General features: G+C 60.2%; 1 protein-coding gene. It reads right to left on the bottom strand.

The features are described 5' to 3' along the window. Positions 1 to 2: 2 nt before the first annotated feature. Positions 3 to 317: a DUF1153 domain-containing protein gene (locus B4920_RS25885; protein WP_079437596.1), complete on the bottom strand. Its 315-nt coding sequence runs from the start codon at positions 315 to 317 to the stop codon at positions 3 to 5. Positions 318 to 447: the final 130 nt, after the last annotated feature.

The following is a 447-nucleotide window of genomic DNA, read 5'->3' as shown; positions in this document are numbered from 1 at the left end:
GATCACTTCTCGTCCTCGCCCAGCAGGGACTGCAATTTTTTTCGGGCACGCAGCTCCAGCATCGCTTCCCCGTAGGCTTCCTGCAGGTGCTTGATCTGCTTCTCGTACTGCTCCCGGATATCTAGCGGGTTGGCACGCAGCGCGTTCTCCATGCTCCGCTTCGCCTCGTCGATCCAGGTCTCGATCTCGGACGGGGGCAGATCATACGAACGGCTGGCCTCCGCCACCGTCGTCTTCCCTTGCAGGATCTCCATCACCAACGCGCTCTTGCGCTTGGCTGTCCAACGTTTGATTTCGTCTTCCATCGCCGTACTCATGTGTCGTTCCTTTCAAGGTTAACACCTGAGCAGGGTTTTACTGGGTCAATACAACCAGTCGCGTATCGGGCCGGACCACCGGGCCGGATGGCGCTCTCGAGCTGCGGCATACACCGCGTCGCGGGCAGCG

Origin of the sequence: Zoogloea sp. LCSB751 (assembly GCF_002028455.1) — a bacterium.
Lineage (GTDB): Bacteria > Pseudomonadota > Gammaproteobacteria > Burkholderiales > Rhodocyclaceae > Zoogloea.
The sequence above is the reverse complement of the archived record's forward strand: the minus strand, read 5'-3'. Positions and strand labels throughout refer to the sequence as shown.

What these genes read in the sequence shown, in the direction of transcription:
- B4920_RS25885 (WP_079437596.1), bottom strand. Translation starts at nt 317, where the DNA reads ATGAGTACGGCGATGGAAGACGAAATCAAACGTTGGACAGCCAAGCGC.